The following is a 16,806-nucleotide window of genomic DNA, read 5'->3' on the forward strand; positions in this document are numbered from 1 at the left end:
CCGAAAATAGCTTAGACATCAGCTATCCTGGTTCCAATGTAATACTGAAAAGTAAGCCATTTGAATTAAAATAATTATAAAAATAAAGAGGACGTTTTTAAAAGAATAATATTATTTAATAATTATCAATTACAGATTTAAATACTTTTTCAAAATTTAATTCTTACTTTTGCATCTTAATTTAATTTCACATGCAGAGTATTCGAAATATTGCAATTATTGCACACGTTGACCACGGAAAGACAACCTTGGTAGACAAAATTATACACGCCTCTAAAATTTTCAGGGAAAATCAGCAGTTTGAAGACCTAATATTGGATAACAATGACCTGGAAAGAGAGAGGGGGATTACCATTTTATCAAAAAATGTTTCTGTAAGGTACAAGGATACCAAGATAAACATTATTGATACTCCCGGTCACGCCGATTTTGGTGGTGAAGTAGAGCGGGTTTTAAAAATGGCTGACGGTGTAATTCTTTTGGTCGACGCTTTTGAAGGACCCATGCCACAAACCCGTTTTGTGTTAGGCAAAGCATTAGAGCTAGGTCTTACCCCTATCGTAGTAATCAACAAGGTGGACAAAGAAAACTGTCGTCCTGATGAAGTTCATGAAGCCGTTTTTGAATTGATGTTCAACTTGGACGCTACAGAAGAGCAACTTGAATTTCACACACTGTATGGCTCTGCCAAGAACAACTGGATGGGTGAAGATTGGAAGAATCCAAATGACAGCATTCTACCTCTTTTAGATGCAGTAGTTAAATATATTCCTGAACCGAAAATCGACGAAGGAACCACTCAAATGCAAATCACTTCTTTAGACTTTTCAAATTTCGTTGGTCGTATAGCCATTGGTAGGGTGAAGAGAGGAAGCATTAAAGAAGGTCAGCAATACGGCCTTTGCAAAGAAGATGGTGTTGTTAAGCGAGTTAAAGTTAAAGAACTTCATGTTTTCGAAGGTCTAGGTAAAAATAAAGTAACAGAAGTCCAGGCAGGTGACATTTGCGCCATCACAGGTGTAGAAGGTTTTGACATTGGAGACACCATTGCGGATCTTGAAAACCCGGAACCTTTAGAAAGGATTTCGATTGACGAGCCTACCATGAACATGCTTTTCACCATTAACAACTCTCCTTTCTTTGGAAAAGAAGGTAAGTTTGTTACTTCTCGCCATTTGAGAGAAAGGCTTATGAAGGAAACGGAGAAAAACCTTGCTTTGAGGGTTGAACCAACTGATAGTGAAGATAAATTCTTGGTATATGGTAGAGGCATTCTGCATTTGTCAGTACTGATTGAAACCATGCGAAGAGAAGGATATGAATTACAAGTAGGCCAGCCACAGGTAATTTATAGAACGATAGATGGAGTGAAGCATGAGCCTATCGAAACCTTGGTGGTAGACGTTCCTGAATCGTCTGCAGGAAAAGTCATTGAACTAGCTACACAAAGAAAAGGAGAGCTTTTGGTAATGGAGCCAAAAGGTGATTTACAACATCTTGAGTTTAGCATTCCTTCCAGAGGATTGATTGGGTTGAGGAATAATGTATTGACTGCCACACAGGGCGAAGCAATCATGAACCACCGTTTTGCTTCCTACGAACCATTTAAAGGTACAATTCCAGGTAGAATTAACGGTTCATTGATATCAATGGAATCCGGGCAATGTACTGCTTATGCCATCGATAAATTACAAGATAGAGGAATCTTTTTTGTAGATCCAGGAGATGAACTTTATACCGGTATGGTAATTGGGGAGCACTCTAGAGACAATGACATTGTGGTAAACGTCAAGAAAGGCAAGCAACTCACCAATATGCGTGCTTCCGGATCGGATAACAATGCAAAGATTGCACCCGCAAAAAAATTCTCTTTAGAAGAATCTATGGAATACATCCAAAAAGATGAATACCTAGAAATTACTCCGAAAAGCATACGGATGAGAAAAATTCATTTGGAAGAAAATGAAAGAAATAGAGCAGCAAAAGCACAAAATGCTTAATTAATTATAAAGGGTAGATTTTAAATCTACCCTTTTTTTTTCTTAAATGTTCAGCAGATACTTTGAATTTGATTAGTTTTATGTTTCAATCAACCCAAAGAACCATGTAGCTATTTATACCCATTCTCCGGGTTTGGTCTTAAAATGAAATAAACTTATGAAAAAAATTGCAGTTTATACCTCAGGTGGGGATTCGCCCGGAATGAACGCTTGTGTCAGGGCAGTAGTAAGGACAGGAATTTATCATGATCTGGATGTATACAGCATCAAATACGGATACGATGGCATTATCAATGGGAACATTACAAAAATGGAGTCCCACTCGGTTAGCAACATACTTCAAAGAGGCGGAACCATATTAAAATCCGCAAGAAGCAATGAGTTTCGCACCAAAGAAGGAAGGAAAAAAGCCTATGATCAATTGTCCAAGCACGGTATGGATGGGCTGGTAGCCATAGGTGGCGATGGTACATTCACCGGTGCTAAAGTATTTTACGAGGAATTCGGAATTCCGGTAGTTGGCTGCCCCGGCACCATTGATAACGACATCTATGGCACGGATTACACCATTGGTTTCGACACAGCAGTAAATACAGCCTTGGAAGCCATCGATAAGATCAGGGATACAGCGGCAGCACATGACCGTGTCTTTTTTGTAGAAGTAATGGGCAGAGACAGCGGTTACATTGCTGTTGAGTGCGCCATAGGAGGAGGAGCAGAAGTAGTGATGGTACCTGAAACCATAACCACTTCCAAACAAGTATCTGATTACTTAAAAAATTTAAGAGAATCTAAAACTTCAAGCATAGTGGTGGTGGCAGAAGGAGATGAAGAAGGAGATGCAGCCACCATTATGGCAAAGGTGAAATCCGAGTTCGTAGGCGAAGAAGAAAAGAAATTTAAAGTAACCACTCTTGGTCATATTCAGCGAGGCGGAAGCCCCACAGCCAAAGACAGGCTTTTGGGTAGCCGAAGCGGCTTAGCGGCAGTAGAGGGCTTGCTTAATGGTAAATTCAACTGCATGGCCGGTATAATCAACGATCAGGTCGTTTACACTCCTTTTGAGGATTGTATCAATAAGAGCAAGCCATTAAATAAAGACTACCTAAGGTTGCAAGAGATCTTAAGTATATAATATGGGTTTTATTCCAATTTTCATCACACTGGGAGGTTTTGTTTTTTTGTTTATAATGTTGGTACATCAAAATTTAAAACAAAAGAAAAACAAAATTCAGCATGAATTGAGCATCATTTCCTCCGAATTTAAAACCATTTCAAACCTGGCAAACAAAGGTTTACCTGATCCGAATGTGCATACAATCGAGGAAGCAATAAAAACTTTACAGACAATTGGTGGAATGGAGAATTCAGTTGAATATCAGAACCAAGCCACAGGTATCCGACAAAAACTTGGGGAAATAAAAAGAGTTCGATACGAGCACAACAAACTTATCGAAACCAAACCTTATTCTTTTGCCGCTAAATTAACGGGACATCAGGCCCTATAATCCTGTACTAGGGAAAGTATACCATTGATATCATCAGGATGAAACCAATGGTATGCTTCATCCCTTTTTAACCAGGTCACCTGTCTCTTGGCATATCTTCTGGAATTTCTTTTAAGGAGTCTGATGGCTTCGTCTTTGTCATACTCCCCTTCCAGGTAGCCAAAAATTTCTTTGTAGCCGACAGTATTCAATGCATTCCTATTTTTGAAGGGGTACATTTCTTCAGCTTCTATAAAGAGCCCATCGGCAATCATTTTATCCATTCGACTGTCTATCCTTTGGTAAAGCTCCTCCCTATCTCTATTTAAGGCAATCTTGATCGTTTTGAAAGGACGTTTTACTTTCTTCCGAACCCTAAATTCACTAAAAGCCTTACCCGTACCTTGGCAAACCTCCAAAGCTCGAATCAAACGCTGCGGGTTTTGCAGATCTACATTTTCATAATAGTCGGGATCTAGTTTTTTCAACATTTCCTGAAGCGGAGCAATACCTTCTTTGGCAAATAGTAAGTTTAACTCCTGTCGAATTTCTGGAGCTATTATAGGCATTTCATCCAAACCATTTACTACGGCATCCGTATATAAACCTGAACCTCCAGTTAATAGGAGTAGGTCTTTTCTTTTAAACAAATCACCTATACAGGAAAGTGCCTCAATCTCGTATGATCTAACGTCATAATGATCGTGGATGGATTTATTGCCAATAAAATAGTGGGGCACCATGTCCAATTCTTCCTTGCTGGGCTTGGCAGTTCCTATATTAATTTCTTGAAAAAATTGTCTACTATCGGAGGATATTATGACAGTATTAAATTTTTTGGCTAAATTTATGCACAAATCAGTTTTTCCAACAGCTGTTGGGCCTGCTATCACCAGAATTATTTTATTCAAAGGAGTCAAAATTTAGCTTTATATTTTAGAACTCCGAATTTAAGAAAATTCGACCATGAAAAACAAAAAAGTCTTGATCGTAGACGACAATGCTCTAAATAGAAAAGTTTTTGAGAATGTAATCGGACACAATTATTTTTTCGAATCTGCAGGTGATGGACAGGAGGCCATAGCACTCCTAAAAGAAAACGAGTACGACATTGTGTTAATGGACATTCAAATGCCCAAACTTGATGGTATTAGTTGTTTAAAAATCATCAAAGAAGAAGAGATAGCAGATATTCCTGTGATCGCCATTTCTGCTTATTCCAATCAAGGAGACCGAGAATATTTTTTATCAACAGGGTTTGATGACTTTATTGCTAAGCCGGTAAAGCCAAAAGACCTTCTGGAAACAATTCATTTTCATCTTAACCATCAGAAGAACCGGGTAGTCATTTCAGAAAAAGACAAAGACATTGATGTGGACATAAATGAATCTGTCATCCAACAATTATTGAAGTATCACAGTCTGGAGAACATTAAATCTGTGTACCAAGATTTCTTAGAAGAAGCCGAAAACCTCACCGAAGAAATAAAATTATTGGCAGATTTTAATAAATTTGAAGAAATTGGTGAAAAACTTCACATATTGAAAGGGAATTCAGGAACACTGGGTATAAATGTGATGTATAGAGTAACTGCTTTGTTCGAAAATAAGATTAAAAATTCCTCGACAGAAGCAATGACCGAAGACATTGACCTATTGGAAAGCAGTCTTAGTAAATTTAAGACCTTGGTTGAAAATGATAAAATTTTTATAAAATATGAGTGAAGCAAAAAAAGTATTGGTAGCTGAAGACAGCTCAGTAATTATCAATCTAACAAAGAATGTTCTTTCTTTTGAGAATTTTTCAATTACCGCTGTTAAGAATGGCCAGCAAGTTTTAAACAAACTCGCCGAGGAGGATTTTGATTTAATCCTTATGGATATCAATATGCCTGTAATGGATGGCATAGTTTGCACCAAGGCGATCAGAAATCTTTCGGACCCTGTTAAATCCAAAATCCCTATAATCGCCATTACAGGGAATTATAAAAATTTCACCCTTGATGACTTTAAAAAAGCAGGGTTGGATGACTACGTCCAGAAACCTTTGGATTATGACTTGTTATTGTCAACTGTGAAAAAACATATTTATAAGTAAAATGCCCATAAAATACACCAAAAACTTTTTGGACAAACTGGAGAATATCTTTGCTTCATCAGATTATCACCTGAGGTATGAGAAGGGCAATTTTAAATCCGGTTTTTGTATTTTAAAGGAAAACAAAATTGTAATTATTAATAAATATTTCACCTTAGAAGGCAAAATCAATGCATTATTAGATATTCTCAAGATGCTTGATTTCAATCCTCAGTCCTTTAAAGATCAAAAACAACAGGATTTCCTAATTGAACTTAAACAAACAGAATTGAAGCTTTGAATATCACATTTTTAGGAACCGGAACCTCCCAAGGAGTTCCGGTAATCGGTTGTACCTGTAATGTTTGTTCCTCCTTGGATTATAGAGACAAGCGACTTAGGTCTTCCATACACCTTGACATAAATGGGAAAAGTATAGTTATTGACACAGGACCGGATTTTCGGACCCAAATGCTCAGGGCCCCAATTACCCAATTAGATGCAGTAGTATATACCCACGAGCATAAAGACCATACGGCCGGACTTGATGATATAAGACCATTTAATTTCAAGCAGCAAATGGACATTCCTTTGTATGGAACTGCCCAAGTGCTGGATCAAATCAAAAGGGAGTTTTCCTATATATTTGCACCATCGAAATACCCCGGAGTACCCAAAGTGATTTTAAATGAAATCACAAATACTCCATTCCAAATCAGTGATATTCAATTTAATCCCATTCAGGTGATGCACCACAAACTTCCAGTCTTGGGATACAGGATTGGGGATTTTACCTATATTACTGATGCAAATTACGTCTCTCCTGAAGAAGTAAAAAAAATAAAAGGGAGTAAGGTTCTCGTTATCAACGCACTACAAATTAAACCACACATCTCCCACTTCACACTTGCGGAAGCTCTGGAGTTCATTAAAATTATTGGTCCCGAAAAAGCTTTCCTAACCCACATAAGCCATCAAATGGGAACCCATAGAGAGGTAAGCAGCTCGCTTCCTCCCAATGTTAAAATTGCATTTGACGGCATGAAATTGCAACTATAATATGCACTTGAATTACCATTTTTTTAAGTTTTTATGCCCAGCAATTAAAAGTGAGATTTTAGGAGGCAATATTGTGGCTTGTTTTTCTCAAAACAAAGAGGAGTTAATTATTGAAATACAGACAAAGGATGACCATCCCTTTTTTATTAGGGCTTTGCTATTGCCTTCCAACCCTTGTCTAAGTTTTCCAAAGGATTTTAAGAGAAGCAAAAAAAACAATGTAGATCTTTTCCCTGAAGTAATAGGTAAAAAGATTACTGAACTACATCTACTCAGCTACGAGCGGGCCTTTTATTTCATTTTGGATGACCAGCAGGCATTGCTGTTTAAAATGCATGGAAGCCGATCCAACATTCTATTATTTACAGAAAAAGATGATCTTCCTTCAAACCTTTTCAGAAAAGAACTCAAAGAAGACCAAGCCATAAAAATTCGTGACTTAGAAAAAGAACTGACACTTACATGGGAGAGATTCCAGCAACTGGATGGCAATGCATCTCAGTTTTTACCCACCCTAGGCAAGCTCCCTAGGGCTTGGTTAAAAGAAGCAGGTTATCTGGAAGCCGATCTCGAAGAGAGGTTTTCATTGATGACCGAGTTACTGGAGATGATGGAAGTGCCATTTTTTTCGATTTTCAAGAAAAATGACAATTACCTACTCAGCCTATTGCCTTGCCAATCAGCTATTGCAAGCACAGCTGACCCACTTGAGGCATGCAATCTTTATTTTCAGAAAGCCGTTGTAAGGAAAAACTTTGAAACAATAAAAAACCAATTGCTCCGAACACTTAATGAGCGTCGAAAAAAAACATTGAATTACATCCATAAAACCAGGGAAAAACTTGAGAGTATGGAGAAGGAACCTCCTCCAAGCCAAACAGCTGATGTAATCATGGCCAACCTCCACCAAATTCCTCCCGGAGCGAATCAAGTAGATCTTTTTGATTTTTATTTAAACACCCACCGGGAAATAAATTTAAAAAGAGGGCTTAGCCCCCAAAAGTTCGCGGAGCAACTATATAAAAAGAGCAAGAATAAGAAAATTGAGTTTGACCAACTGAGAAAAAACCTTTCCCAGAAGGAAAAGGAGTTGGATGAAATTGCGAAAGAAGAGGAAGAGGTAAACCAGTCTGAGGATTTTAGATCCATAAAGTCATTGCTCAAAAAAGGTGATAAATTTTCTACTGCAAAACAACAGGTACAACTGCCCTATAAGCGGTTTGAAGTTGAGGGGTTTGAGGTATGGGTTGGGAAATCAGCAAAGGCCAATGATGAATTATTGAGAAGGTATACTTGGAAAGAGGACATCTGGCTACACGCCAAGGACGTTTCAGGCTCTCACGTGATCATCAAGACCCAATCAGGCATGAACCCTACCAAATCTGTTTTAGAACGCGCAGCGGCCTTGGCTGCCCATTACTCCAAGAACAAAACTGCTTCTCTAGCCCCAGTCATGTACACCCCTTGTAAATATGTCAGGAAGGTAAAAGGTTCCCTTCCAGGTGCTGTAATGGTGGATCGTGAAAAAGTCATTTTAATTAAACCTGAGGGACCGGAAGAAATTTAAATAAAAGATACCGAATTCTCTCAGCGCTTTTTTTAAAGGTAACCTAGGCATAGTGTGCACATCAACCTGCTTTAATTCCTACTACCAAAAGTTTTTTAATTCAAATAAAAATTCAAATGGCAGTCTAAAAAATCAGACTGCCATTTAACTTAAGAAATGATAATCCATTTCCATTTATTTTCATCGTAGAAAATTAATCTACCACGTGAATCTTCAACATATTGGTTTTGCCTTTAGCTTTTAGTGGCATACTGGCTGTATTGATAACAATATCACCTTCGGACACATGTTTTTCAGATTTCAATCTTTCTTGAATGTCATGAAATGTACCATCTGTTGATACTTGGCTATCGTAATAAAAAGCCCTTACACCCCAGACCAAGCTCAATTGAGTTAGCAATTTCTTGTTTCGGGTAAAAATAAAAATATCTGCAGAAGGACGATGAGACGAAATACGGAATGCGGTAAAACCTGAAGCCGTAATTCCGACAATGGCCTTGGCTTTTACATTTCTAGACAACCTACTGGCCATAAGTAATAAATTATTACTCAAGAAACTTTCAGTATCTTCAGGGATTTTATAGAGGTTGTGGTACACATCACCATTGACTTCAATATGATCAATGATACTACTCATTGCTTTTACAGCTGCAACAGGAAATTTACCTGAAGCTGTTTCAGCAGAAAGCATCACAGCATCAGCCCCATCAAGGACAGCTGTAGCCACGTCATTGGTTTCAGCTCTTGTCGGCCTTGGGTTTACGATCATGCTTTCCATCATTTGGGTGGCGATGATAACAGGCTTACAGGCGATTTTACATTTTTCCACCATTCTTTTTTGCCAAAGTGGAACAATTTCCATAGGCACTTCTACACCAAGGTCTCCCCTAGCCACCATAATTGCATCTGTAGCATTGATGATTTCATCAATATTCTCAAGTGCTTCAGGTTTTTCTATTTTGGCAACAATTTTACAAGATTTGCCGGCTTTTTTAATTCTTTGCCTAAGGTCCAGGATATCCTCTGCACTTCTTACAAATGAAAGGGCAATCCAATCCACTTCGTTTTCCAAGCCAAACTCAAGGTCAATCAAGTCTTTCTCTGTAAGAGAAGGGGCACTGATCTTTGTATTGGGAAGGTTAATACCTTTTCTGGATTTCAAAATGCCACCATGAACTACAGTACAGTCCACATTTTTACCATCTGTTTTGAGAACTACTAATTCCAAGTTACCATCATCAATGAGGATACGGTCACCTTTAACCACATCATTGGGCAAATTTTGATAAACCGTGCTCACCAAGCTGGCTGTTCCTACCACAGGGTCATTTGTAATGGTAATTGGATCTCCGGGCTTAATTAGCACCTCATTATTTTCCACCTCACCCACTCTAATTTTTGGTCCCTGAAGATCCTGCAGTATTCCTGTGCTTAGGTTTAAGCTGTCATTCATTTCACGAATGGTCTTAATGACTGCTGCATGAATGGTATGATCACCATGGGAGAAGTTTAACCTGAAAATATCAGCCCCGGCCATCACAAGCTCAGTAATGGTTTCCTTATTATTACTGGCAGGACCAACAGTAGCTAATATTTTGGTTTTATTAAAAATAGGTACTCTCATTTTCTATATATTTAATATGTTAACAGGTTTTCTTTTGATTTTAGTTTAATCGTATCAATTTTAACAATACTATGTATTCCACTTACATTGGAAAGGGCGTCAATATACGTATTTAAATCCACTTCATCTGTAAAGTCTTGGCAGAGTAAAAAGTAATCCATACTCAGGAGTTCCGGAATGAGGTATCTTGAGCGTCCCCCCACCGGATATGACTTATTTTTCAATAGTTGAATAAATCCATGTTCTTTTTTTAACATAAATTGAGAAATAATTAAATCCGGTTGATTCAAGAATTCCAAGTGATAATCTTCAGTCTTTTTTAAACGAATCCCCAAAGTTGTATTGATCAGCCAGGCCAATTTATAGTCCTTTAAAGGGGCTACAAGGCCTAAAAGATCAAAATCGAAGGTGGTTTCAAAAAGAAGTTTGCTTTTCTTCATTCAGGAAGAATTTAAAAGCTCAAAGGTAAAAATTTTATTTCAACTTCTTACTTTGAGCGAAAGTTCTTAATTTAGTTTGTCATTTTTTTTGACATTAAGGTATTAAATAATTTTCTTTGCGGTGTGTTTAAACTAAACTGATCACAAAATGTCTGAAATTGCACAAAAAGTAAAAGCCATTATCGTTGATAAGTTAGGCGTCGAAGAATCTGAAGTTACTCCTGAAGCGAGCTTTACCAATGACCTTGGTGCTGATTCTTTAGATACAGTGGAACTTATCATGGAATTCGAAAAAGAATTCAACATTTCTATTCCAGATGACCAGGCTGAGCAGATCGGTACGGTTGGTCAGGCTGTTAGCTATTTGGAAGCTAACGTAAAATAACCCATACTTAAAATCATTTATGAATTTAAGAAGAGTTGTAGTAACAGGTTTAGGTGCCCTTACACCAATCGGCAATACTGTCCCGGAATTCTGGGACGGCTTATCGAATGGTGTAAGCGGTGCTGCGCCTATTACCCGTTTTGATGCCTCAAAATTCAAAACCCAATTTGCCTGCGAAGTAAAAGATTTGGACATACTTCAATTTATGGACCGAAAAGAGTCCAGAAAAATTGATCCGTATTCCCAATATGCAATGGTAGCTGTCGCTGAAGCCATGCAAGACTCCGGGCTTGATCTAGAAAAGATAGACCTTACCAGAGCCGGAGTAATCTGGGGATCTGGAATAGGTGGATTGAAAACCTTTCAGGATGAAGTAACGAGCTTTTCAGGAGGTGATGGTACACCAAGATTTAACCCCTTTTTCATCCCTAAAATGATAGCTGATATCGCGGCAGGGTTTATATCCATAAAATATGGATTCCAAGGGCCTAATTTTGCAACCGTTTCAGCCTGTGCTTCTGCTACCAACGCCCTGATAGATGCATTCAATTATATCCGACTTGGAAAAGCCAATATATTTATATCCGGAGGATCTGAGGCTGCTGTTACTGAAGCAGGTGTAGGCGGGTTTAATGCTTTGAAGGCTTTGTCTCAGCGAAATGATGACCCAGCAACTGCCTCCAGACCTTTTGATAAGGACAGGGATGGTTTTGTATTGGGAGAAGGTGCCGGCGCATTGATTTTGGAAGAATACGAACATGCGAAAGCACGTGGCGCCAAAATTTATGCAGAATTGATCGGTGGCGGAATGACAGGTGATGCCCATCACATCACTGCACCACATCCGGAAGGACGAGGAGCAGCCAACGTGATGAAATTCGCTCTTGAAGACGCCGGTTTAAAACCTGAGGCCATAGATTATATTAATGTGCATGGTACTTCCACTCCTCTTGGAGACCTCAGTGAAGTAAAAGCCATTAAAAAAATCTTTGGTGATCACGCGTACAATTTGAATATCAGTAGTACAAAATCCATGACAGGCCACCTTCTGGGAGCCGCAGGTGCTGTAGAAGCTATAGCATCCATTTTGGCTATGAGAAACAGTCTTATTCCACCTACCATCAACCATTTTACAGATGATGAGGAAGTGGATGAAAAACTGAACCTCACTTTTAATAAAGCCCAGAAAAAAGAGGTCAATGTAGCACTGAGTAACACTTTTGGTTTTGGTGGACATAACTGTTCTATCATTTTCAAAAAAATAGCAGAATAAATTTGAAATTACTTCGGTTGCTCAGAATTCAAGAGCTAACTTATAATAAGAAAGATAAAAGGCTTGCTTACGCTATTAAAAACATAGTGGGTAGCAAGCCTTTAAATTTATCTCTCTATAGACTTGCGTTCAGACACGTTTCTGCATCGAAGGAAATAAAAGCCGGTGTAAAAATCAGTAATGAGCGCCTAGAATATCTGGGAGATGCTGTATTGGGCACCATTGTGGCCGAATACCTCTTCCAAAAATTCCCCTATCGTGACGAAGGTTTTCTTACCGAGACAAGGTCTAGAATTGTCAACAGGGAAGCCCTCAATCAGGTAGGCCAAAAAATTGGATTACCTAAAATTGTGGAATCCGAAATGGGCAGTAAAGTCCCCTACAGCTTTAAATCTCTTTATGGCGATACGTTGGAAGCCCTAATCGGTGCCATTTATTTAGACAGGGGATACTATTTTTGTAGAAAATTCATCAACAGCAGGCTCATCAATCCTTTTTTTGATTTGGACAATATTATTGCCACCACAACCAATTTTAAAAGTAAAATTATTGAGTGGTCCCAAAAAGACAATAAAGCAATAGACTTTAAACTAAAATCCGTAGAAGGTAGCCAACGGTTCAAAGAGTTCAAAGTAGAATTGAAGATCAATGGTACACCTTTCTCAGAAGGCAAAGGTGCAACCAAGAAGAAAGCTGAACAGGAAGCTGCTAGAATGGCCTGTGAAAAACTACAGATAATCCCCTAAATACAAGCATCCCTAAACCGGTCTTAAAAAAACATTATCATGTCTCCAATACTTCTCGCTGGTGCCACGCTCAATCAAACTCCATTGGACTGGGAAGGTAACCTTGACAATATAATTCAGGCCATTGCCATGGCCAAAGAAAAAAAAGTTGACCTCCTGTGTTTGCCGGAATTGAGTATTACAGGATATGGAAGTGAAGACCTTTTTTTGAGTTATTGGTACCCTAAAAAAGCACTAGACAGCATACAAAAAATTCTTCCTCATACCCAAGACATCACTGTTTTGGTAGGCCTGCCCTGCAGAATCAAGAACCAATTGTACAATTGCATGGCAGTTTTAGAGGATAGGGAAATCCTAGGTTTTGTAGCCAAACAATTTTTAGCCATAGACGGAGTACACTATGAAGGCAGATGGTTTACTCCCTGGATAGGAGGAGAAGTCTCCACCATTGAATGCTTTGGTAAGGAGTACCCATTTGGTGATATAATTTTTAATAAAAAGGGTCACAAGTATGGCTTTGAAATCTGTGAAGATGCTTGGAGAGGTAGCCTCAGACCCGGACATCGCCTTAAACAAAGAGTGGTAGATATTATTTTTAACCCAAGCGCAAGTCATTTTGCCATGGGTAAAAGTGAACAAAGAGAGTTACTGGTAAAAGAAAGCTCCAAGGAATTAGGTGTAGCTTATTTTTATGTCAACTTGTTAGGCAACGAAAGTGGCCGAATGATTTTTGATGGAGAAATACTTTATGCCGAGAGGGGAGAAGTTTTGCTAAAAAACAAATTGCTTTCCTTCCAAGCTGTTCAACTTCAAACTTTCCAATTCCCTGCCAAAGCCGCTAAACCTTTGCAGTTGGTACACAATTTACATACTAAAAATGAGGAATTTATGGCAGCCTCCACATTGGCTCTCTTTGACTACCTAAGAAAGAGTCGAAGTAGGGGGTTTGTCCTTTCCTTAAGCGGTGGAGCAGACTCCTCCACCATTGCCATTTTGGTAGCTGAAATGGTGAAAAGAGGAGTAGAAATGCTCGGTGGTCCATTGTTTATAAAAAAAATCCATAGGGAGGGAGACATCAGTCCTAGCAGTAGTATACAAGAAATTACAGGTGAAATTTTCACCACTGCATATCAGGGAACAAAGAACTCTTCAACTGCCACCCTAAACAGTGCCCAAAACCTCGCCAAAAGTCTGGGCGCGACTTTTCACCACTGGACCATAGATGAAGAAGTAAATTCCTATACGCATAAAATAGAAAAGGCCCTGGGCAGAAAATTAAACTGGGAACAAGACGATATCGCCCTACAAAATATTCAGGCAAGGGCAAGGTCACCTATTATTTGGATGCTGGCCAATATTAAAAAATTCTTACTCTTAAGCACTTCTAATCGAAGTGAGGGAGATTTGGGCTATGCTACGATGGATGGAGACACCAGTGGTAGTATATCACCAATTGCAGCGGTAAGTAAGGACTTTATTTTGCAATGGCTAAGGTGGGCCGAGAAGGAAAAAGCTTACCAAGGTTTAAGTTTTGTCAACTCCTTACAACCTACTGCCGAATTAAGACCACAAGAACGTAGTCAAACAGATGAGGAGGATCTGATGCCTTACCCAGTTATTTCTGCGATAGAAAAACTGGCCATTAGAGACAAGCGATCACCGATGGATGTATACCTTATTTTGAAAGAAGAAATTTCTCTTGAACCATCTATTTTAAAAGGTTACATTGCCAAATTCTTTAGGCTATGGTCAATCAATCAATGGAAAAGAGAGAGATTGGCTGTTTCTTTTCACTTGGATGAGTTCAATGTTGATCCTAAAACATGGTACAGATTTCCGGTATTATCCGGTGGGTATCGGGAAGAATTGGCCTTAATGGAAAACCTTGAAGAATAAATCAACGACTATCATCAAAAAGTATAAACCATGATTAATAGTATTTTGTATTACGTCGTTTGGAGTCCCAATCCTTCGATTTTTTCAGGATTTGACAGGTTGCGTTGGTATAGCCTGTTGTTTGCTATGGGTTTTATAATCTCCCAACAGTTCATGATTCATTTCTTTAAAAAGGAAGGGCATGATGAAAACCTTGTAGACAAATTGACCATTTATATGGTGCTTGCCACCATTATTGGAGCCCGATTGGGACATGTACTATTTTATGAACCTCAGCGCTACCTCAGCAATCCTATAGACATCTTAAAGGTATGGGAAGGTGGCCTAGCCAGCCATGGTGCGGCTATTGCCATTCTCTTCGCATTATGGCTTTATGCGAAACGAACACCCGGACAATCTTATCTATGGGTGGTAGACAGAATTGTTATTGTTGTAGCTTTAACCGGAGCTTTGATTCGTTTTGGAAACTTGATGAACTCAGAAATTGGAGGAAAGGCAACAGGTACAGACAGTGGATTTGTATTCGCCAGAGAAACTGAAGAAATTCTGGAAACAATGAATCTACCCATTCTTGCAATCAATGCTTATAAACCTGAAGATCGCCAAGAAGAACTTACCGGTGAGGGACGTGTTCCTGTAAATTTTGACATAAAAATTGAAAAAGGAGGTTTTGATGAGGCGAACCTTAAAGCTGTATTAGAGCGCGATGTAAAATATGCCCTGACGAGGTTTTCAAGTTCAAAAAAATACATGGCCGAAGATCCTGAGGCGCCGCTTAATCTGGAAATTAAAGATCAAGGAGATCATTACTTAGCCGTGGTAAAAACTTTTGGTCTTGCCAAACACCCAACTCAAATTTATGAATCCATAACTTATTTCCTGATTTTCTTGTTATTATTCCTAGGCTGGAGAAAATACAAAGAAGGGATTCCGGAAGGTTTATACTTAGGATTATTCTTGATCTCTGTTTTCGGAATGCGATTTGTCTGGGAATTTTTCAAGGAGAATCAAGTAGATTTTGAGGACAACCTCACATTTAATATGGGACAGGCTTTAAGCATTCCTTTGGTTGTCATTGGTCTGGGCTTGATCGTTTATTCCTTAAAAAATAAAAAAAGCCCATCATCTCTTAAAAACTAATTTAAGGGACAGGGTCATGGCCCTGTCCTCCCCATGGGTGACACCTGCCTATCCTCTTGATTCCCAACCATCCACCTTTCAAAACACCATGCTTCATAATGGCTTCTTTTGTATATTGGCTGCAAGTAGGATAGTAACGACAGGACCTTGGAATCAAGGGAGAAATAGCATATTGATAAATCAATATTGGAAATACCGCAATTTTTTTCACTATTTTCTTCACTTTTTCGTATTTACATTAAACAAGTCAATTTATATAAATAAAGTTCTATTTCTTACATCAAAATTTAGATTCTCTTGAACCTAAAACCGCTATTTTACCGGCTTTTTTTATTGATATGCATCCTGGGAACAGGTGGTAAAATTTTGTTTGCCCAAAATAGTGACAGCTTATACATCAGCCCCAATAATACCAGTACCCCAAAACAAGTTACAGTTAATAATATTTTTATTGTTGGCAATGAAAAAACACGCAAGAATATCATTCTTAGGGAGATGAATTTAGCTGAAAATGTAACCTATAATTGGGATGAATTTGTAAATCTAGTCGAAGCAGATCAAAAAAAGATCTACAACCTACGGCTTTTCACTACAGCCACTGTAACCCCGCTTTTTGTTGGGGAAGAACAGGTAGAAATTTTAGTATCCCTTAAAGAAAGGTGGTACATACTGCCCAGCATTATATTTAATTTGGCAGACAGAAATTTCTCCGAATGGTGGTCCAATCAAAATAGGGATTTTTCCAGGGTAAACTATGGGATAAAACTAGATCACAATAATATAGGGGGAAGAAATGAAAAACTTCGCGTAATCGGCCAAGTTGGCTTTACCCAAGCCATTCTATTGAACTATACCATCCCTTATTTTGATAAAAATCAACTGCATGGTTTGGCAGCCAAATTCAGGTACAATACGAATAAAAATATCCCTATAAAATCGGTCGGTAATAAGCAGTATTTTTACAGAAATCCGGAAGAGAATATTTTAAAAAAAACACTCGCTACCTCCCTTACATATAGTTTTAGGGGCAGTTTTTATAATTTCCATTATTTCACTACCGGCTACCACAACACTTGGATTCATGAAGATGTTATTCAAGAAAAGCCCAATTA

The 16,806-nt window shown here is 38.5% G+C and carries 18 protein-coding genes; 14 read left to right on the forward strand and 4 right to left on the reverse strand.

The genetic code is table 11. The features are described from left to right. Nucleotides 1-191 precede the first annotated feature (191 nt). The 3 genes from typA to AAC037_RS04505 all read left to right on the forward strand — a co-directional run bounded on the left by typA (nucleotide 192) and on the right by AAC037_RS04505 (nucleotide 3,508). A complete protein-coding gene (gene typA / locus AAC037_RS04495) occupies nucleotides 192-2,000 on the forward strand; it encodes a translational GTPase TypA (protein ID WP_339901858.1) in 1,809 nt (602 codons plus the stop codon). A 157-nt stretch (nucleotides 2,001-2,157) separates the two neighbouring features. After that, the gene (gene pfkA / locus AAC037_RS04500; protein ID WP_339901859.1) at nucleotides 2,158-3,135 is read left to right on the forward strand and encodes a 6-phosphofructokinase; all 978 of its coding nucleotides are present in this window, start codon (nucleotides 2,158-2,160) and stop codon (nucleotides 3,133-3,135) included. Nucleotide 3,136: 1 nt separating this feature from the next. Then, nucleotides 3,137-3,508 carry a hypothetical protein gene (locus AAC037_RS04505; RefSeq protein WP_339901860.1) on the forward strand — a complete coding sequence of 124 codons (372 nt, stop codon included), beginning with the start codon at nucleotides 3,137-3,139 and terminating at the stop codon, nucleotides 3,506-3,508. Here the strand turns inward: AAC037_RS04505 and miaA are convergent. Then, nucleotides 3,496-4,407 carry a tRNA (adenosine(37)-N6)-dimethylallyltransferase MiaA gene (miaA, locus tag AAC037_RS04510; RefSeq protein ID WP_339901861.1) on the reverse strand — a complete coding sequence of 304 codons (912 nt, stop codon included), beginning with the start codon at nucleotides 4,405-4,407 and terminating at the stop codon, nucleotides 3,496-3,498. The genes AAC037_RS04505 and miaA overlap by 13 nt on opposite strands. 46 nt (nucleotides 4,408-4,453) lie before the next feature. Here miaA and AAC037_RS04515 point away from each other — a divergent pair, with 46 nt between their 5' ends. The 5 genes from AAC037_RS04515 to AAC037_RS04535 are packed head-to-tail and all read left to right on the forward strand — an operon-like array spanning nucleotide 4,454 to nucleotide 8,190. Next, nucleotides 4,454-5,212, forward strand: coding sequence for a response regulator (locus tag AAC037_RS04515; protein ID WP_339901862.1), 759 nt, complete (start codon nucleotides 4,454-4,456; stop codon nucleotides 5,210-5,212). Further along, a complete protein-coding gene (locus AAC037_RS04520) occupies nucleotides 5,205-5,585 on the forward strand; it encodes a response regulator (protein WP_339901863.1) in 381 nt (126 codons plus the stop codon). The genes AAC037_RS04515 and AAC037_RS04520 overlap by 8 nt, the downstream gene beginning before the upstream one ends. A 1-nt stretch (nucleotide 5,586) precedes the next feature. Then, nucleotides 5,587-5,865 carry a hypothetical protein gene (locus tag AAC037_RS04525; RefSeq protein ID WP_339901864.1) on the forward strand — a complete coding sequence of 93 codons (279 nt, stop codon included), beginning with the start codon at nucleotides 5,587-5,589 and terminating at the stop codon, nucleotides 5,863-5,865. Next, nucleotides 5,862-6,623 carry an MBL fold metallo-hydrolase gene (locus AAC037_RS04530; protein WP_339901865.1) on the forward strand — a complete coding sequence of 254 codons (762 nt, stop codon included), beginning with the start codon at nucleotides 5,862-5,864 and terminating at the stop codon, nucleotides 6,621-6,623. The genes AAC037_RS04525 and AAC037_RS04530 overlap by 4 nt, the downstream gene beginning before the upstream one ends. Before the next feature lies 1 nt (nucleotide 6,624). Continuing rightward, nucleotides 6,625-8,190: an NFACT RNA binding domain-containing protein gene (locus tag AAC037_RS04535; protein ID WP_339901866.1), complete on the forward strand. Its 1,566-nt coding sequence runs from the start codon at nucleotides 6,625-6,627 to the stop codon at nucleotides 8,188-8,190. 193 nt (nucleotides 8,191-8,383) lie between these two features. On the opposite strand, the gene pyk is transcribed toward AAC037_RS04535, so the two are convergent. After that, nucleotides 8,384-9,814, reverse strand: coding sequence for a pyruvate kinase (gene pyk / locus AAC037_RS04540; protein WP_339901867.1), 1,431 nt, complete (start codon nucleotides 9,812-9,814; stop codon nucleotides 8,384-8,386). 11 nt (nucleotides 9,815-9,825) lie between these two features. Continuing rightward, nucleotides 9,826-10,254, reverse strand: coding sequence for an IPExxxVDY family protein (locus tag AAC037_RS04545; RefSeq protein ID WP_339901868.1), 429 nt, complete (start codon nucleotides 10,252-10,254; stop codon nucleotides 9,826-9,828). A 148-nt stretch (nucleotides 10,255-10,402) separates the two neighbouring features. Between AAC037_RS04545 and AAC037_RS04550 the strand changes: the two genes are divergently transcribed. Genes AAC037_RS04550 through AAC037_RS04570 form a run of 5 tightly spaced genes read left to right on the forward strand, consistent with a single transcriptional unit; the run spans nucleotide 10,403 to nucleotide 15,694 of the window. Further along, on the forward strand, nucleotides 10,403-10,639 hold the full coding sequence (locus tag AAC037_RS04550; RefSeq protein WP_010855324.1) for an acyl carrier protein: 237 nt from the start codon (nucleotides 10,403-10,405) through the stop codon (nucleotides 10,637-10,639). A gap of 19 nt (nucleotides 10,640-10,658) precedes the next feature. Continuing rightward, nucleotides 10,659-11,912 (forward strand): beta-ketoacyl-ACP synthase II, encoded by a 1,254-nt coding sequence (gene fabF / locus AAC037_RS04555; RefSeq protein WP_303611711.1) that lies wholly within the window; start codon nucleotides 10,659-10,661, stop codon nucleotides 11,910-11,912. Between the two features lie 2 nt (nucleotides 11,913-11,914). Further along, nucleotides 11,915-12,658, forward strand: coding sequence for a ribonuclease III (gene rnc / locus AAC037_RS04560; RefSeq protein WP_339901869.1), 744 nt, complete (start codon nucleotides 11,915-11,917; stop codon nucleotides 12,656-12,658). A 39-nt stretch (nucleotides 12,659-12,697) separates the two neighbouring features. Then, nucleotides 12,698-14,554 carry an NAD(+) synthase gene (gene nadE / locus AAC037_RS04565; RefSeq protein WP_339901870.1) on the forward strand — a complete coding sequence of 619 codons (1,857 nt, stop codon included), beginning with the start codon at nucleotides 12,698-12,700 and terminating at the stop codon, nucleotides 14,552-14,554. A gap of 30 nt (nucleotides 14,555-14,584) precedes the next feature. Then, on the forward strand, nucleotides 14,585-15,694 hold the full coding sequence (locus AAC037_RS04570) for a prolipoprotein diacylglyceryl transferase (protein WP_339901871.1): 1,110 nt from the start codon (nucleotides 14,585-14,587) through the stop codon (nucleotides 15,692-15,694). 1 nt (nucleotide 15,695) lies between these two features. On the opposite strand, the gene yidD is transcribed toward AAC037_RS04570, so the two are convergent. Further along, the gene (gene yidD / locus AAC037_RS04575) at nucleotides 15,696-15,917 is read right to left on the reverse strand and encodes a membrane protein insertion efficiency factor YidD (protein WP_339901872.1); all 222 of its coding nucleotides are present in this window, start codon (nucleotides 15,915-15,917) and stop codon (nucleotides 15,696-15,698) included. A gap of 110 nt (nucleotides 15,918-16,027) precedes the next feature. Between yidD and AAC037_RS04580 the strand changes: the two genes are divergently transcribed. After that, a partial coding sequence (locus AAC037_RS04580; RefSeq protein WP_339901873.1) for a POTRA domain-containing protein occupies nucleotides 16,028-16,806 on the forward strand: 779 nt, incomplete at its 3' end.

Source organism: uncultured Cyclobacterium sp., assembly GCF_963976465.1.
In the GTDB taxonomy this organism is placed as follows: Bacteria; Bacteroidota; Bacteroidia; order Cytophagales; family Cyclobacteriaceae; genus Cyclobacterium.